This window comes from Streptomyces sp. NPDC031064, assembly GCF_055570965.1.
Genome location: NZ_JBVIGF010000002.1, coordinates 259,004 through 275,978 on the forward strand (window position 1 = coordinate 259,004; position 16,975 = coordinate 275,978).

Sequence of the window (16,975 nt, forward strand, 5' to 3'; positions counted from 1 at the left end):
AAACCCCCGCAACGGCCACTCGGCGCGAAGGGGGCGCGCGATGAGGGTGCTGCTGCTCGGTGCCAACGGCTTCCTCGGCCGGTTCGTCGCCGACCGGCTCCTCGCCGACCCGGCGGTCCACCTGACCGCCCTCGGGCGTGGCGACGACGCCGACGTACGGTTCGACCTCGCCGGCGGAAGCCCCGGCGCGCTGACCCGGTTCCTGGACGCCGTCCACCCCGGTGTCGTGATCAACTGCGCGGGCACCACCCGTGGCGGCGCCCGCGAGCTGACCCGGCACAACACCGTCGCCGTCGCGACCGTCTGCGAGGCGCTGCGCCGCAGCGGCTGCGGGGCGCGCATGGTCCAGGTCGGCTGCGCCTCCGAGTACGGGCCCTCGCAGCCCGGCTCGTCGACCGCCGAGGACGCGGTGCCGCGCCCCGGCGGCCCGTACGGCGTGTCCAAACTGGCGGCCACCGAGCTGGTCCTCGGCTCCGGCCTGGACGCGGTCGTCCTGCGGGTCTTCTCGCCGGTCGGGCCCGGCACCCCCGCCGGGTCGCCGCTGGGCCGGCTCGCGGAGGCCATGCGGCGCGCCATGCAGACCGGCGACGGCGAGCTCAAGCTCGGCAGTCTCGGCGTGCAGCGCGACTTCGTGGACGTACGCGACGTGGCGCGCGCCGTGCACGCCGCCTCGCTCTCGGCGGCGCAGGGCATCGTCAACATCGGCACGGGCCGTGCGGTACGGCTCCGCGACGCGGCCGCCGTCCTGGCGCGGGTCGCCGGGTACACGGGCGCCCTGCACGAGCTGGACGGGCCGCCGGCCAGGCCGTCCCTGTCGTCGATGGGCTCCATGGCGTCCATCGGTGCCCAGCGCGGTGACAGCGCCCCGGACCACCTGTCCGCCACGCCCTACCCGTACCCCGACGGCTGCGGCAGTTGGCAGCAGGCCGATGTGCGCACCGCGCGCGACCGGCTCGGCTGGCGGCCCCGCATCAACCTGGAGGAGTCGCTGGCCGACATCTGGATGGAGGCCGCATGCCGCATCTGATCAGCACGGACACGGGGCTCTCCGCGACCGGTGCCGAACGGCTCGGATTCGGCGTCCCCGGCTACGCCCACCCCCTGCTCGCCCCCGTGGAGTGGGCGGAGCTGACCCGCCCGGGTACGCCGCTGCACTGGGCCGTCCTCAATGTCGCGGACGGCCCCGGGGCCCGGCCCGACCCGCACTGCCTGGAGGCGGCCGGAAAGCTGCGCAACGCGGGCGTCCGGGTGCTGGGCCACCTCGACCTGCGCCACGGCTCGCGCCCGTTCGGCGAGATCGTCTCCGACGCGCACCGCTACCTCGACTGGTACCTGGTGGACGGCTACCTGCTGGACCGGTGTCCCACGGACCGGGCGGACCTGGCCGCCGTACGGCGTACGACGGCCACGCTGGAGGTGGTCCTGGAGGGCGGCGACGGCGGGCACCTGGTGCTGGGGCACGGCTCCCATCCGTATCCCGGGTACGCGGAGATCGCCGACCAGCTCGTGACGTTCTGCGGGCCGTGGGCGGAGTACCGCTGGTCACAGGCGCCGGAGTGGACGGCCGACCACCCGCCGGAACGGTTCGCGCACCTCGTCCACGGGGTGCCGCGCACCCATCTCGACGAGGCGATGCGGATCGCCCGCTGGCAGGGCGCCGGGACGATCTTCTTCACCGACCGGACCGCCGACCGCACCGGACAAAATGATCCATTCGCGGCTCTGCCCGGCTACTGGGACGAAATCGTCTCGCAGATCGGACCGGGTGTCTCGGAATGAGGAGGGCCGTGGCAGTGTTACGGAAGAACAACCGTACTGACTACCGACCAACGGAGTCCCCGTGTCGCTGCCACCCCTGGTCGAGCCGGCTGCCGAGCTCACCGTAGACGAGGTCCGCAGGTACTCCCGCCACCTGATCATCCCCGATGTCGGGATGGACGGGCAGAAGCGGCTCAAGAACGCCAAGGTGCTCTGTGTGGGCGCCGGTGGCCTGGGCTCGCCCGCCCTGATGTACCTGGCCGCGGCCGGCGTGGGCACGCTCGGCATCGTGGAGTTCGACGAGGTCGACGAGTCGAACCTCCAGCGGCAGATCATCCACAGCCAGTCCGACATCGGCCGCTCCAAGGCCGAGTCGGCGCGCGACAGCGTGCTCGGCATCAACCCGTACGTGAACGTGATCCTTCACGAGGAGCGGCTCGAGGCCGACAACGTGATGGACATCTTCAGCCAGTACGACCTGATCGTCGACGGCACGGACAACTTCGCCACGCGCTACCTGGTCAACGACGCGTGCGTGCTGCTGAACAAGCCGTACGTGTGGGGCTCGATCTACCGCTTCGACGGCCAGGCCTCGGTCTTCTGGTCCGAGTACGGCCCCTGCTACCGCTGCCTGTACCCGGAGCCCCCGCCGCCGGGCATGGTCCCCTCCTGCGCCGAGGGCGGCGTGCTGGGCGTGCTGTGCGCGTCCATCGGTTCCATCCAGGTCACCGAGGCGATCAAGGTCCTGGCCGGCGTGGGCGACCCGCTGGTCGGCCGCCTGATGATCTACGACGCCCTGGAGATGCAGTACCGCCAGGTCAAGGTCCGCAAGGACCCCAACTGCGCGGTCTGCGGCGAGAACCCGACCGTCACCGAGCTCATCGACTACGAGGCCTTCTGCGGCGTCGTGTCGGAGGAGGCCCAGGAGGCGGCGGCCGGCTCGACGATCACTCCCAAGCAGCTCAAGGAGTGGATCGACGAGGGCGAGAACATCGACATCATCGACGTCCGCGAGAAGAACGAGTACGAGATCGTCTCGATCCCCGGCGCCCGCCTGATCCCGAAGAACGAGTTCCTGATGGGCACCGCCCTCCAGGACCTCCCGCAGGACAAGAAGATCGTCCTGCATTGCAAGACGGGTGTCCGCAGTGCGGAAGTCCTCGCCGTGCTGAAGTCCGCGGGCTTCGCGGACGCCGTGCACGTCGGCGGCGGCGTCATCGGCTGGGTCAACCAGATCGAGCCGGAGAAGCCGGTCTACTAGACCGCGCGTTCGCCAGTGGGGCCGGACCCGGTGCGGGTCCGGCCCTCACGCTGTCCGGGGGCGCTCAGGAGCAGGTCTTGCCGCTCGCCGGGACCTTGCCGTCCAGCAGGTAGTCGTTCACCGTGCCCTGCACGCACGCGTTGCCGCTGCTGTACGCGCCGTGCCCCTCGCCCTTGTAGGTGAGGAGGACGCCGACGCCCGCACCGAGCTCGTCCGCCATCTTCCTGGCGCCCTCGTAGGGCGTCGCCGAGTCGCCCGTGGTGCCCACGACCAGGATCGGAGCCGAACCCGGGGCGCTCGCCTCCGGTGTGGCGCTCTCGCCCTTCACGGGCCAGTCGGCGCACCAGCCGGCCGTGTCCCAGGCCATGAACTCGGCGAAGACCGGCGATATCCTCCGGAACTCCGGCAGCAGCGCCTTGGCCTCGGCCACCGTCGGCCGGCTGCTGCTGTCGGCGCACGAGATGGCGCGCTGCGAATGCGCCTGCGTGCCGTAGGTGCCGTCCGGCGCCCGGTCGTTGTAGATGTCGGCGAGTCGCAGCAGGGCGTCACCCCGGCCCGACTCCGCCTCCTCAAGGCTCTTGGTGAGATAGGGCCACGTCTCTTCCGAGTACAGCGTCGCGGCGATGCCGGTGAGCGCGAGGCTCTGTGTGAGCTCGCGGCCGTCGGCGGTGGACAGCGGTTCACGGTCCAGTCGCTTCAGCAGCGTCGTCACGCGCGCGTTGCCCGCCGCGGCGCCCTCGCCGGTGGACGCGAAGTAGTTGTTCAGCGCCCGCTGGAAGCCGATGGCCTGGTTGCGGGCGTGGCCAGCGCTGTCCGCCGTGGGGTCGACGACCGCGTCCAGGACGGTCCGGCCGACGTTGCGCGGGAACAAGTGGGCGTACGTGCCGCCCAGTTGGGTGCCGTAGGAGAAGCCCATGTAGTTGAGCTTCCCGTCGCCGAGCACATGCCGGACGAGGTCCAGGTCCCGTGCGGTGTTGCTCGTGGTGACGTGGGCGATGACCTTGCCGGACCGTTCGGCGCAGCCGGCGCCGAAGTCGGCGCCTTCCTTCATGAAGGCGGCCTCTTCGGCGGGCGTGTCCGGGGTGAGGTCGACCCGCGCCAGGGAGGCGGCCTGCTCCTTGCTGTCGCGGCACACCACCCCGGAGCTCCGGGCGACCCCGCGCGGGTCGAATCCGACCAGGTCGTAGCGGGCGCCCAGCTCGTGAAACTCCCCGGCCATGCGCGGCATGGCGGTCACCCCGGAGGCGCCCGGGCCGCCGAAGTTGAACAGCAGGGAGCCGATGCGGCGGTCCCGGTCGCGGGCCTCCTTGCGGATCAGCGCGATGGAGATCGTCTCGCCGTCCGGCTTGCCGTAGTCGAGGGGCACCTTCACGCCGGCGCAGCGCCACTGCGGGTCGGGCTTCTCGCCGCCCTTGGGCGCCTCGCAGGCGCGCCAGTCGAGCTTCTGGTTGGTGAGAGCGGCGGGCAGGGAGGCCATCGGGTCGCTCCGCGGGGTGCCGCTCGGGCCGCTGCCGGTGTCCGTTTCGCCGCCGCTGTCACAACCGGTGACCAGCCCGGCCGCCAGGGCCGCGGCGACCGCCAGGGCTCCGGCCCGTACCCGCATGGACATGTGTCCCCCAAACTCCTGTGCCGAACGGCCATCCTAGGCCGGGTCACCGACAGCGCTACGGGCAGACGGTCCCCGACTTCGGGACCCTGCCGTCCAGCAGGTAGGCGTCCACCGTGCGCTTCACGCACGCGTCGCCGCTGTTGTAGGCGCCGTGCCCCTGGCCCTCGTACGTCAGCTCCACGCCGACGCCCTTGCCCAGTGCGGCGGCCATCGCCCGGGCGCCCGCGTACGGGGTCGCCGGGTCGCCGGTGTTGCCGATCACCAGGATGGGCGCCGAGCCCGGGGCGCTGACGTCGGGGTGCTCCCAGGTGCCGGGAACCGGCCAGTGGTTGCAGGTGATCAGGCCCCAGCCGAGGAAGTCGCCGAAGACCGGGGACGCCTCGCGGAACTCGGGGAGCTTCGCCTTGGCCTGCCCCACGGAGAACCGCGCCTTGTCGTCGACGCAGTTGATGGCGGCGTTCGCGGCCTGGAGGTTGTTGTACTCGCCGCTCTGGTCACGGCCGTTCATGGCGTCCGACAGGGCGAGGAGCAGGCCGCCGTCGCCGCCGTCCGCCTCGTCGAGGCCCTGTTCCAGGTAGGACCAGTACCGCTTGGAGTACAGGGCCTGGGCGATGCCGTTGGTGGCCTGGGACTGGGTGAGTTTCCGCTCGCCGAGGCCCTGGACGGGCTTCTTGTCGAGCCTGGCCAGCAGGTCGGTGATGAAGTTCTCGATCTCCTTGACGTTGCCGCCCGGCAGTTTGCACGCGTCGCCGCGCCGGACGCAGTCCTCGGCGAAGTTGTTCAGCGCGAGCTGGAAGCCCCTGGCCTGGCCGAGCGCGCCGTCCTCCGCGCCGCCGGTGGGGTCGACGACGGCGTCGAAGACGGCACGGCCGACGTTCCTGGGGAAGAGATGGGCGTAGACGCCGCCGAGTTCGGTGCCGTAGGAGATGCCGAAGTAGTGCAGCTTGGCGTCGCCGAGGACCTGGCGCATCAGGTCCATGTCGCGGGCCGCGTTGGCGGTGCCGACGTGCGGGAGGGTGTCGCCGGAGTTCTCCTCGCAGGCGTCGGCGAACTGCTTCAGGCCCTCCTGGTAGGCCTCCTCCTCACGCGCGTCGTCGGGCGTGGAGTCGAGTGCGAAGAAGGCGTCCAGCTCCGGGTCGTCCTGGCACTCCACGCCCTCGCTGCGGCCGACCCCGCGCGGGTCGAAGCTGACCAGGTCGTAGCGGCTGCGCAGCGACTCGTAGTCCTTGGCGAAGGAGGGCAGGGCGGTGATGCCGGAGCCGCCGGGACCGCCGAAGTTGAAGACGAGGGAGCCGATACGTTTCGCCGGGTCGGTCGCCCGCGCCCGGATGAGGGCCAGTTCGATCGTCTCCCCGCCGGGGTCCGCGTAGTCGAGCGGCGCCTGCATGAAGGAGCACTCCCACTTGGTCCCGCCCGGCAGCGGGGACGGGGCGGTGCCCGTGCCCTCCTGGAGGGACGGGGCCGGGCACGTGTCCCAGGTCAGCTTCTGGGTGGCCAGCTCCGTGGGCCGGGCCGGGTCGCGGCCGTCCCGGTCGCCGTTGTCCGAGCAGCCGGCGGCCATCAGTACGGTGGCGGTCGCTGCGGCGAGCACGGCGGCGGAGCGCGTGGCCGCCCCGGTGCCGGGCCCGGTGGCGCGTGCGGCGGCACGCCGTCGAGTGCGGGTGGCAGCGGGCCGGGCGGCGCGGGTGGTCATGGACCCATGGTGCGTCGGGGTCCCGTCCGGCGCCCCTGACGAGGTCCATGCGGGTGGCCGGATGACCGCCGTGACCGGTCGCCCGGCGGCCGGTCGCTAAAGGGCGCCCTTCCGGCCCGTGACCGGGTCGCCGGGCGGCCGGTCGCTAAAGGGCGCCCTTCCGCGTCAGGAAGTTGAACGAGAACCACCCCGGCAGCACCGGAAGCCACAGCGTCATCAGCCGGTAGAGCAGCACGGCCGGCGCCGCCACCTCCGTGGGCAGGCCGCCCACCGCCACGAGGCCCAGCGTCAGGGTCGTCTCCACCGCCCCGACACCGCCCGGCGTGGGCGCGGCCGACCCCAGGGCGTTGCCCGCGAGGAACACCACGGCGAGGCTCGCGTAACTCAGCGGCTGTGCGCCACCGGAGAAGGCCCGGATCGACGCGTCGAGACAGAGGACGAACGCGCCGGTCAGCAGCAGTATCCCGCCGATGCCGGTGAGCAGCTTCGTGGGTCGCTGCAACACGTCGAGCATGCGCGGCACCACGCCCGCGAACAGCGTGCGCAGCCGGGTCACGACGAACTTGCGGAGGCCCGGGATGGCCGTGACGACCAGCACCAGTACGGCCACCGTCAGAAGGCCCGCGATCACGGTCCTGGACGGTGTGAAGTCCTGCGTCTTCTCCGTCCCCGTCAGGTAGCCGAAGGCCAGCAGCAGCAGGATGTGCGCCCCGAGGCCGAACAACTGCGAGGCGCCCACACTGGCTACCGCCAGACCCGGCCGGACCCCCGAACGCTGGAGGAACCGCGTGTTGAGCGCCACACCGCCCACCGCCGGCGGGGCGACGATCTTCACGAACGACCCCGCCACCTGGGCGATCACCGTCCGCCCGAACGACACCCGCTCGGGAACGAAGCCCAGCAGGCTCATCGCGGCCGCGACGTAACTGAGCGCGGAGAACAGCAGCGCCGCCGCGACCCACGCCCAGTCCGCCTCGGCGAACGTGGACACGGACAGCGACGCCTTCGAGATCTGGGAGATCAGGAAGTACACGGCGATGGCGCCCGCGATGATGCTGATGAGGGTGCGGGGCCTGATGCGCTCCAGCCGGGCCGGCTCCACCGGCGCCTGGGGGCGGATGCGCAGGACCTGCTCCCGGATCTGCACCAGCAGGTCCTCCTCACGCGCCTCCTCCAGGGCCTCCTCAAGGGCGCGCTTCTCGGCCTGCTTCTCGGCGCGTACCGCCTTGCGGTCGGCTCGCCTCTCCTCCTCGCTCTTGTCGGCGTGGCCCTCCAGGCGGGCGTGCTTGGCCGCCTCCGAAGCGGCCAGCACCGCCTCCCGCTCCCGCTGGGCCCGCTCCTTGCCCAGCTTGCGCAGGGTGGCGCGGGTCGACCGGCTCAGGGCGATCGGCTGGAGCAGCGGCAGGCAGTCCGCGACCCGGTCCGGGCCGAGGGCGTCCACGGCGGCGGCGACCGCCCGCTCCGCGCCGACGCGCAGCCCCAGGGTGGTGAGGAGCTGGGCGATGTCCATCCGCAGCACCAGGTCACCCGCCGCGATCTCGCCGCCCCGCAAGTCCGTGATGATCACTTTGCCGGAACGATCCACCAGAAGGGCGTCGCCGGTCAGCCTGCGGTGCGCGATACGCCGCGACTGGAGCGCCTTCACCTGCTGCCAGGCACCCCGCACGACCTCGTCGGTGATCTCCTTGTCGTCCAGCGCGTCCAGCGAACGGCCACCGAGGTGCTCGTACACCAGCATCACGGCGTCCGGGCCCAGCTCGGAGGTGGCGATCAGCTTGGGGGCGTTGGCGCCGGCGGCGATCGCCGCGTACGCCAGCAGCGCCTCCTGCTCCAGCGCCTGGCGCAGGGACTGGATGGAGCGGCGGGTGGTGATGCCCCGCAGCGTCAGCCGGCGCCATGCCCGGTAGAAGAAGCCCTGGGCCTGCTGCTCCCGGTCGACGACCGTGACGTCGAGCGGTGGGCCCTCCTCCAGCGTCACCAGGTAGCGCCGGCCCCGGTCGCCCTGTTCGGCCAGGTCGGTGAGGTCCTCGGCGCGCATCGCCGTGACCGGGCGGAAGCCGACGTGCCGCAGCCCGGCCATCAGCGTCTGGCCGGTGGGCCGGACATTGGGGGAGCCGACCGCGTAGAGCGTGCCGTAGGCGACGGTCCAGCCGATCAGGATGGTCAGGATGATCGAGAAGGGCGTGGTGTAGTCGGCGACCAGCATCGCGAACGCGTCGAGCAGCAGCACCACCCACAGTGACACCCGCCAGCGCGGCCTGCGGGCCATCCCCACGGCCGTCATATAGGCGATGACGGGGGCGAGGTATCCATGGACCGGATCGGAGAGGCCGCCGCCCGGCTGCGGCTGTGTCAGCGCCTCCTGGATCGTGCCGGGCGCGGCCCTGGCGACCCACAGGTCGGTGGCGAGGGTGACGCCGTGCGCCAGTACGGCGGCGAGGACGCCGTCCGCGATGCGCAGCCCGTCACGCTTGATCAGCCGCTCGATCGCGAAGGCGACGGGGACGAGGAGGACGGCGATGCTGGAGACGAGACCGGCGACCTTGACGAAGACGTCGGGGGCCTGACCGGTCCCCTTGCTGATGTCCTCCTCCAGGCCGGTGGTGGTGGCGTGGGCGAAGGCGGCGATGGCGATGACGACACCGATCGCGAGGATGCCGATGAGCAGGCGCAGCAGGTCGGACGGCCGGTGCACGCGTGCGGCGAGAAGCGGCTCGTCACCGGAGACGCGGTCGATGCGGCTCTCCGCGTTCACGCACACCGTCTCCTTCGTCTGATTCTTCTCCATCGTCTCAGGAGGCCCCGAAGTGGTCGCCACTTCGGGAGGCCGCACATCCTGCCCCTTCGCCGCGTCTGTGTCTTGTTGATCTCGTATCACCGGTCACCGCCCGGAAGATGGTGGCATGACCGGGCCGTGCCGGGGGCCATCAGGGTGCATTGCCCGCGTTGTCGGTGGCGTGGTGCAGGATGGACCGGGTGACTGCCGAGGAGCTTCCGGAGTACGCGGAACGGGTGCTGGACGTCGCCGAGCTCATCCCGCCCGGCCGGGTGATGACGTACGGGGACGTCGCGGAGTGGCTCGGTGAGGGAGGGCCGCGCCAGGTCGGGCGCGTCATGGCGCTCTACGGGGGCGCGGTGCCGTGGTGGCGGGTGGTGCGGGCCGACGGGCGGCTCCTGCCGGGCCACGAGCTGCGCGCCCTGGGCCACTACCGGGAGGAGGGCACGCCGTTGCGCGAGGCGACGCGGCACGCCGAGGACCATCTGCCGCGGCTCGACATGCGCCGGGCGCGCTGGGACGGCACGGGTGCCTCCGACGGCGGCGCGAGTGCGATGGCTCACAGGTGACAGCTTCGGCCATGCGGCGGCGCGGCGGGCATGGTGGGAACGGCCGTCACGACCGTGGGGAGTACGCGTAGCGTCGTTCCGCGTAGCGTGCTCACCGCACCCACCCAGCATCCTCAGCACCAGCACACCCACCAGGACCGGCGATCCACGTGAGCTCCTCCTCGATTACCACCGGGCGTACGCCGTCTCGCGGGCGGACCCCGGGCGCGTACCGACTGGTGCGTACCCCGCCGGCCCCCGTGAACCCCCCTCTCCTGGACGCATCGCAGCGTGCTGTGGTTGACCATCCCGGCGGTCCGCTGCTGGTTCTGGCCGGGCCGGGCACCGGCAAGACGACGACGCTGGTGGAGGCGGTCGCCGCCCGGATCGCCGGCGGCACCGACCCGGAACGGATCCTGGTCCTCACCTTCAGCCGCAAGGCCGCCGTGGAGCTGCGCGACCGGATGGCGGCGCGGATCGGCGGGACGCGCGCCCCCCAGGCCACCACGTTCCACTCCTTTTGTTACGCGCTGATCCGCGCCCACCAGGACGCGGATCTCTTCTCGGAACCACTGCGGCTGCTCTCCGGCCCCGAACAGGACCTGGCCGTCCGCGAACTGCTGGCCGGCCAGCTCGACCTGGAGCGCGAGGGCCTGGCCCGTATCCACTGGCCCAACGAACTGCGGGCCTGCCTGACCACGCGCGGCTTCGCCGACGAGGTACGGGCCGTGCTCGCCCGCTCGCGCGAGCTGGGCCTGGGCCCGCGCGCCCTGGCGGACTTCGCGGCGCGCACCGGGCGGCGCGACTGGTCGGCGGCGGCCGAGTTCCTCGCCGAGTACCTGGACGTGCTCGACATGCAGGGCGTGCTCGACTACGCGGAGCTGGTCCACCGGGCGGTGCTGCTGGCCGGTTCGGCGACCCTGCCCGGCTACGACGCGGTGTTCGTCGACGAGTACCAGGACACCGACCCGGCGCAGGTCCGGCTGCTGCGGGCGCTGGCGGGCGGCGGGCGGACGCTGTACGCGTTCGGCGACCCGGACCAGTCGATCTACGCCTTCCGGGGCGCGGACGTCAACGGGATCCTGGACTTCCCCGGCACCTTCCGCCGCGCGGACGGCACGCCCGCGCCGGTCGCCGTCCTGACCACCTCGCGCCGCTCGGGCGCCGCCCTGCTGTCCGCCACCCGCCTGCTGACCACCCGGATGCCGCTGCCACGCCTGCCCGCCGACAAGGCGAGGGCGCACCGGGACCTGGCGGCGGTACGGGACGGCGGCCGCGTCGAGGCGTACACCTTCCCGACCCCCTCCACGGAGCTCGACAACATCGCGGACATCCTCAGGCGCGCCCACCTGGAGGACGGCGTGCCCTGGAACGACATGGCGGTCCTGGTCCGCGCGGGCGGCCGCACCATCCCGACCCTGCGCCGCGCCCTGACCTCGGCGGGCGTGCCGGTCGAGGTCGACGGCAACGACGTCCCGCTGCGCCACGAACCGGCGGTGGCCCCGCTGCTGACCGCGTTGCGTGCGGCGGCGACGCCGTTCGACGACGGTGCGGCGGCCCCGGTCGAGGGTGCGGCGGCCCTGGTCGAGGGTGCGGCTCGGGCCGGCGATGGTGCCAGGCCCGGTGATACGGCCACGGCCGGTGATACGGCTCCGGCCGGTGATACGGCTCCGGTCGGCGATGGGGCTCCGGCCGGTGCTCCGGAAGGGCCGGGCGCCGGGCGGGGCGGGCGGGGCGGGCCGGGCGGGCCGGGTGGGCCGGGGCCGGGTGCCGCCGAGGGGGCGGGGGAGGCGGCTGCCGAGGGCGCCGGGGCGGTGGCCGCCGAGCCGTGTGACGGTGCCGGTACCCAAGACGCCGGGGCCGGGGACGCCCGGTCCGGCGGCTTCGCCGAGCCGTCGCACGGTGCTGACGGCTCCCTGGAGGGGCGGGACGGCGCCCCCGCCGAGCGGGAGAGTGACCCGGCGGGTACCGGCGTGTGGCTCGACACCGAGACGGCGATCAGCCTGCTCACCTCGCCCCTCGGCGGCATGGACGCCGCCGATCTGCGCCGCCTCGGGCGGGCGCTGCGGGACGAGGAGCGGGCCGGGGGCAACAAGGTGCCGCCGCCCTCCGACGTCCTGCTCGCCCGGGCCCTCGCCGAGCCCGAGCGGCTCGTCACGCACGAGCCCTCCTACGCCCGTGGCGCCCAGCGGCTCGGGGCGCTGCTGCGGGACACGCGCGAGCTGCTCGCGAACGGCGGCACCGCCGAGGAGGCCCTCTGGCTGCTGTGGAACGGCACGCCCTGGCCCGCCCGACTCCAGCGGGCCGCGCTCCGGGGCGGCGCGGCGGGCCGCAACGCCGACCGCGACCTCGACGCCGTGTGCGCCCTGTTCGACACGGCCGCCCGCGCCGAGGAGCGCACCGGCGGTCGCGGCGCCCTGAACTTCCTGGAGGAGCTCGACGCCCACGACATCGCCGCCGACACCCTCTCCAAGCGGCCCGTGCGCCCCGACGCCGTACGGCTCATGACCGCCCACCGCTCCAAGGGGCTCGAATGGAGCCTGGTCGTCGTGGCCGGCGTACAGGAGGGACTCTGGCCCGACCTGCGCCGCCGCGGCTCCCTCCTGGAGGCCGACCGCATCGGGCGCGACGGCCTCGCCGAGCCGCTCACCCCCGGCGCGCTGCTCGCCGAGGAGCGCCGCCTGTTCTACGTGGCCGCCACCCGCGCCCGCGACCGGCTCGTCGTCACCGCCGTCAAGGCGCCCGCCGACGACGGTGACCAGCCCTCGCGGTTCCTCACCGAGCTCGGCGTCGAGCCGAAGGACGTCACCGGCCGCCCCCGCCGCCCCCTCGCCGTGGCCGCGCTCGTCGCCGAACTGCGCGCCACCACCGTCGACCCCGACGCCTCCCCGGCGCTGCGGGACGCCGCCGCCCGGCGCCTGGCCCGGCTCGCCGCGCTCACCGACGACGAGGGCCAGCCCCTCGTGCCCGCCGCCCACCCCTACCGCTGGTGGGGCCTGTACGAGCCGACCCACTCGACCGTCCCGCTCCGCGACCGCGACCGCCCCGTCGCGCTCTCCGGCAGCGCCCTGGACCAGCTCGCCAACACCTGCGCCCTGCAATGGTTCCTGGGCCGCGAGGTCAAGGCGGACGCGCCCGCGACCGCCGCCCAGGGCTTCGGCAACGTCGTCCACGTCCTCGCCGACGAGGTGGCCTCCGGCCGCACCCCCGCCGACCTGGCCGTCCTCATGGAGCGCCTGGACTCCGTCTGGGACGCGCTCGCCTTCGACGCCCCCTGGAAGTCGGCCCAGGAGAAGGAGCACGCACGCGTGGCGCTGGAGAGGTTCCTGCGCTGGCACGTGATGGACCGTGGCGGCCGCGCCCCCGCAGCCACCGAGCACGACTTCGACGTCACCCTCGAAGCGGGGGAGTACCAGGTGCGGATCCGGGGCTCCATGGACCGCGTCGAGGCCGACGAGCACGGCCGCGCGTACGTGGTCGACTTCAAGACCGGCAAGTCCGCCCCCACCAAGGACGAGGTCGCCCGCCACCCGCAGCTCGCCGTCTACCAGCTCGCCGTGCGCGAGGGCGCCGTCGACGAGGTCTTCGACGGCCGCCGCCCCGAGCCCGGAGGCGCCGAACTCGTCCAGCTCCGCCAGGCCGCGCCCAAGAAGGAGGGCGGCGAGGCGCTGCCCAAGGTGCAGGCCCAGGAGCCGCTTAGCGGGGAGTGGGTCGGCGACCTGCTCGCCACCGCGGCCGGCCGGGTCCTGGACGAACGCTTCACCCCGTCCACCGGCAAGCACTGCGACCACTGTGCCTTCCAGGCCGCGTGCAGCGCCCGCCCCGAGGGCCGCCACATCGTGGAGTGATCACTGCGAGTGAGGCCTGTCAGTGGGGCCGGTTAGCCTCATTGACCGTGACCACTCGCCTCACCGACCCCGAGCAGCTCAAGGAGCTCCTCGGCATCCCGTTCACCCCGGAGCAGACGGCCTGCATCACCGCGCCGCCCGCCCCGCAGGTCATCGTGGCCGGAGCCGGTTCCGGCAAGACGACGGTGATGGCCGCCCGGGTGGTCTGGCTGGTCGGCACCGGGCAGGTCGCGCCCGAGCAGGTCCTGGGCCTGACGTTCACCAACAAGGCGGCCGGCGAGCTCGCCGAGCGGGTCCGCACGGCGCTCGTCCGGGCCGGGGTGACCGACCCCGACGTCATCGACCCGGACAATCCGCCCGGCGAGCCGCGCATCTCCACCTACCACGCCTTCGCCGGGCAGCTCCTGACCGACCACGGCCTGCGCATCGGCCTGGAGCCCACCGCCCGCCTCCTCGCCGACGCCACCCGCTACCAGCTCGCCGCGCGCGTGCTGCGCGAGGCGCCCGGCCCGTACCCCGCCCTGACCAAGTCCTTCCCCACCCTCGTCAGCGACCTGCTCGCCCTCGACGCGGAGCTCGCCGAGCACCTCGTACGCCCCACTGACCTCCTCCGCCACGACGCCGAGCTCCTCGCCGCCCTCGCCGACGCCCGCCTCACCAACGCCGACCTCCGCAAGGTCCCCGAGGCGGCCGCAGCCCGGCGCGAGCTCACCGACCTCGTCATCCGCTACCGCGCGGCCAAGCGGGAGCGGGACCTGCTGGACTTCGGCGACCAGATCGCCCTCTCCGCCGAACTGGCCCTCACCCGCCCCGAGGTGGGCGAGATCCTGCGCGACGAATTCCGGGTCGTGCTCCTGGACGAGTACCAGGACACCTCCGTCGCGCAGCGGCTCCTGCTGTCCGGCCTCTTCGGCGGGGGCACCGGCCACCCGGTCACGGCGGTGGGCGACCCCTGCCAGGCGATCTACGGCTGGCGCGGTGCGTCCGTCGCGAACCTGGACGACTTCCCCGAGCACTTCCCGTACGGGGACGGCACCCCCGCCACCCGCTTCTCGCTCAGCGAGAACCGCCGCAGCGGCGGCCGCCTCCTGGACCTCGCCAACGGCCTCGCCGAGCCGTTGCGGGCCATGCACGCGGGCGTGGAGGCGCTGCGCCCGGCGCCCGGCGCGGAGCGCGACGGCACCGTCCGGATCGCCCTGCTGCCGACTCAGGCGGAGGAGATCGCCTGGCTGGCCGACTCCATCGCCCACCTCGTGCGCACGGGCAAGGAGCCCGGCGACATCGCGGTCCTGTGCCGTACCGCGACCGACTTCCCCGAGATCCAGGCCGCCCTGGTCGCGCGGGACATCCCGGTCGAGGTGGTGGGCCTGTCCGGGCTGCTGCACATCCCGGAGGTCGCCGACCTGGTCGCGGTGTGCGAGGTCCTCCAGGACCCGGGCGCCAACGCCTCCCTCGTACGGCTGCTCACCGGTCCGCGCTGGCGGATCGGCGCCCGTGACCTCGCGCTGCTGGGGCGCCGCGCGCGGCTCCTCGTCCACCGCTCCCGGGACGACGGCGACACGGACCCCGACGAGCGGCTGGCGGCGGCGGTCGAGGGCGTCGACCCCTCCGAGGTCATCTCGCTCGCCGACGCCCTGGACACCTTCCTGGAGCCGGCCGGTGAGGACGACGGCCTGCCGTTCTCCGCCGAGGCGCGGGTACGGTTCGCCCGCCTCGCCACCGAGCTGCGCGACCTGCGGCGGTCCCTGGCCGACCCCCTGATGGACGTCCTGCACCGCATCCTGGCCACCACGGGCCTGGAGGTCGAGCTGTCCGCCTCGCCGCACGCCCTCGCCGCCCGCCGCCGCGAGACGCTCTCCAACTTCCTCGACATCGCGGCCGGTTTCGCCTCCCTGGACGGCGAGGCGACGCTCCTCGCCTTCCTGGGCTTCCTGCGCACGGCCGCGCAGTACGAGAAGGGCCTGGACAACGCCCTGCCGGGCGGCGAGAACACCGTCAAGGTCCTCACCGCCCACAAGTCCAAGGGCCTGGAGTGGGACGTCGTCGCCGTCCCGGGCCTGGTGACCGCGCAGTTCCCCAGCACCAGGTCGCGTGAGTCCTGGACCGCCCAGCCCCAGGTCCTGCCGCACGTGCTGCGCGGTGACGCCCCGACCCTCCCGGCGATCGAGGACTGGGACGCCAGGTCCCTGAAGTCCTTCAAGGACGCCATGAAGGACCACCAGCACACCGAGGAGCTGCGCCTCGGGTACGTGACCTTCACCCGCCCCCGCAGCCTCCTGCTCGGCTCGGCCCACTGGTGGGGGCCCTCCCAGAAGCGCCTTCGGGGTCCCTCCCCGTTCCTGCACGCGCTGTACGACCACTGCGCGGCCGGCCACGGCGAGATCGAGGCCTGGGCGGACGAACCGGCCGACGACGCCGAGAACCCCATGCTCCGGGAGTCCACGGCCGACCACGCCTGGCCGCTCCCCCTGGACCCCGCCTCCCTGGCCCACCGCCGCGCGGCCGCCGACAAGGTCATGGAGTACCTGGCCTCCCACCCGGAGCCGGCCCACCGGGACGTCCCGCCCCTCCTGGAGCCGGACCACCCGGAGCCCCACCACCAAGACCCCTACGAGCAGGACCCCGACGAGCCGTACCCGGCCGATGACCTCGCGGGGTGGGACGACTGGGCGACCGAGCAGCCCGGAGGGGCCGTGCCCGCCCCCCGGCGCGGACAGGACGTACCCGGGCGCGGCGACGGGGCCCCGGCTCAGCGCCTCACCCCCGAGGAGGCCCGCGCCATCGCCTCCTGGGACCGGGACCTCGACGCCCTCACCGGCGAGCTGCTCCGCGCCCGCGCCACCACCCGTGACGTGCTCCTCCCGCCCTCCCTGTCCGCCTCGCAACTGCTGCGGCTGGCCGCCGACCCCGACGGCTTCGCGCAGGAGCTGGCCCGCCCGATGCCGCGCCCGCCGCAGCCCGCCGCGCGGCGCGGGACGCGGTTCCACGCGTGGGTGGAGGCCCGGTTCGAGGAGCTGCCGCTGCCGATGCTGGGCCCGGACGAGCTGCCGGGCGGGGAGGCGTACGGCGACGAGCCGGAGATCGCCGACGAGCGGGACCTGGCCGCGCTGAAGGAGGCGTTCGAGAGGACCGCGTACGCCCACCGCACCCCGTACCGGGTCGAGGCGCCCTTCCAGCTCGCACTCGCCGGGCGGGTGATCCGTGGCCGCATCGACGCCGTCTACCACGACCGCGAGAGCGGTACGTACGAGATCGTCGACTGGAAGACCAACCGCTCGCACACCGCCGACCCCCTCCAGCTCGCGGTCTACCGGCTGGCCTGGGCCGAACAGCACGGGCTGCCGCTCGACGCGGTCACGGCCGCCTTCGTCTACGTACGCACGGGTGAGGTCGTACGCCCGGACGACCTCCCCGGACGTGAGGGGATCGAGCGCATCCTGCTCCTTGGGACGGCGGACGGGACGACCGCCGACGCCGGATAG

Annotated in this window: 9 protein-coding genes; 6 read left to right on the forward strand and 3 right to left on the reverse strand. The window is 73.5% G+C overall.

Annotated features, from left to right (window positions below; genetic code table 11):
* Positions 1 to 40: 40 nt before the first annotated feature.
* The 3 genes from ACZ46W_RS07945 (at position 41) to moeZ (ending at position 3,019) form a co-directional block, all read left to right on the forward strand.
* Positions 41 to 1,027, forward strand: a complete 987-nt coding sequence (locus ACZ46W_RS07945; RefSeq protein ID WP_468333140.1) for an NAD-dependent epimerase/dehydratase family protein — start codon at positions 41 to 43, stop codon at positions 1,025 to 1,027.
* Positions 1,015 to 1,779: a spherulation-specific family 4 protein gene (locus ACZ46W_RS07950; protein ID WP_366127576.1), complete on the forward strand. Its 765-nt coding sequence runs from the start codon at positions 1,015 to 1,017 to the stop codon at positions 1,777 to 1,779. Before ACZ46W_RS07945 ends, ACZ46W_RS07950 begins: the two co-directional genes overlap by 13 nt.
* 61 nt (positions 1,780 to 1,840) lie before the next feature.
* Positions 1,841 to 3,019 (forward strand): adenylyltransferase/sulfurtransferase MoeZ, encoded by a 1,179-nt coding sequence (moeZ, locus tag ACZ46W_RS07955; protein WP_366127575.1) that lies wholly within the window; start codon positions 1,841 to 1,843, stop codon positions 3,017 to 3,019.
* A gap of 64 nt (positions 3,020 to 3,083) precedes the next feature.
* On the opposite strand, the gene ACZ46W_RS07960 is transcribed toward moeZ, so the two are convergent.
* The 3 genes from ACZ46W_RS07960 to ACZ46W_RS07970 form a co-directional block, all read right to left on the reverse strand.
* Complete coding sequence (locus tag ACZ46W_RS07960; RefSeq protein ID WP_468333145.1) at positions 3,084 to 4,628, reverse strand: alpha/beta hydrolase; 1,545 nt, start codon at positions 4,626 to 4,628, stop codon at positions 3,084 to 3,086.
* Between the two features lie 55 nt (positions 4,629 to 4,683).
* A complete protein-coding gene (locus ACZ46W_RS07965; RefSeq protein ID WP_468334694.1) occupies positions 4,684 to 6,189 on the reverse strand; it encodes an alpha/beta hydrolase in 1,506 nt (501 codons plus the stop codon).
* 277 nt (positions 6,190 to 6,466) lie between these two features.
* Complete coding sequence (locus ACZ46W_RS07970) at positions 6,467 to 9,109, reverse strand: lysylphosphatidylglycerol synthase transmembrane domain-containing protein (protein ID WP_468333148.1); 2,643 nt, start codon at positions 9,107 to 9,109, stop codon at positions 6,467 to 6,469.
* Positions 9,110 to 9,288: 179 nt separating this feature from the next.
* Here ACZ46W_RS07970 and ACZ46W_RS07975 point away from each other — a divergent pair, with 179 nt between their 5' ends.
* The 3 genes from ACZ46W_RS07975 to ACZ46W_RS07985 all read left to right on the forward strand — a co-directional run bounded on the left by ACZ46W_RS07975 (position 9,289) and on the right by ACZ46W_RS07985 (position 16,975).
* Positions 9,289 to 9,666: an MGMT family protein gene (locus ACZ46W_RS07975; protein WP_468333151.1), complete on the forward strand. Its 378-nt coding sequence runs from the start codon at positions 9,289 to 9,291 to the stop codon at positions 9,664 to 9,666.
* A gap of 164 nt (positions 9,667 to 9,830) precedes the next feature.
* Positions 9,831 to 13,493 carry an ATP-dependent helicase gene (locus tag ACZ46W_RS07980; protein ID WP_468334697.1) on the forward strand — a complete coding sequence of 1,221 codons (3,663 nt, stop codon included), beginning with the start codon at positions 9,831 to 9,833 and terminating at the stop codon, positions 13,491 to 13,493.
* 47 nt (positions 13,494 to 13,540) lie between these two features.
* Entirely contained in the window at positions 13,541 to 16,975 is a 3,435-nt protein-coding gene (locus ACZ46W_RS07985; protein WP_468333154.1) for an ATP-dependent helicase, read from the forward strand.

Coding starts and splice junctions, on each gene's coding strand:
- ACZ46W_RS07945 (WP_468333140.1), top strand. CDS start 41: ATGAGGGTGCTGCTGCTCGGTGCCAACGGCTTCCTCGGCCGGTTCGTC.
- ACZ46W_RS07950 (WP_366127576.1), top strand. CDS start 1,015: ATGCCGCATCTGATCAGCACGGACACGGGGCTCTCCGCGACCGGTGCC.
- ACZ46W_RS07960 (WP_468333145.1), bottom strand. CDS start 4,628: ATGTCCATGCGGGTACGGGCCGGAGCCCTGGCGGTCGCCGCGGCCCTG.
- ACZ46W_RS07965 (WP_468334694.1), bottom strand. CDS start 6,189: ATGGCCGCCGGCTGCTCGGACAACGGCGACCGGGACGGCCGCGACCCG.
- ACZ46W_RS07970 (WP_468333148.1), bottom strand. CDS start 9,109: ATGGAGAAGAATCAGACGAAGGAGACGGTGTGCGTGAACGCGGAGAGC.
- ACZ46W_RS07975 (WP_468333151.1), top strand. CDS start 9,289: ATGGACCGGGTGACTGCCGAGGAGCTTCCGGAGTACGCGGAACGGGTG.